Annotated in this window: 1 protein-coding gene; it reads left to right on the top strand. The window is 38.3% G+C overall.

Going from position 1 to position 206, the window contains the following annotated elements:
• A partial coding sequence (locus H5975_RS09340) for an IS3 family transposase (protein ID WP_204785662.1) occupies positions 1-144 on the top strand: 144 nt, incomplete at its 5' end.
• Between the last annotated feature and the right edge of the window lie 62 nt (positions 145-206).

The raw sequence follows: 206 nt of genomic DNA, 5'->3' as shown, positions 1-206 counted from the left end.
ATCGAGGCCGATACACGTTATCGCAATCAAGATGAACTAAAACAAGCGGTTGAAGAGTGGCTTCACTTCTATAATGAACGACGCATTCAAACAAAACTAGGCAACCAAACACCGCTTCAGTATGAGCAGTATCTAGTTGCCTAGAAAAATATTTATTCAATTATTAAGCCAGAATATTCAACTTCCAACTTTTTGGGTACACGTCA

It is taken from the genome of Limosilactobacillus coleohominis, from assembly GCF_016901675.1.
GTDB classification, from domain to species: Bacteria; Bacillota; Bacilli; order Lactobacillales; family Lactobacillaceae; genus Limosilactobacillus; species Limosilactobacillus intestinavium.
Note: the sequence above shows the minus strand (reverse complement) of the source record. Positions and strands in the feature narration are given on the sequence as shown.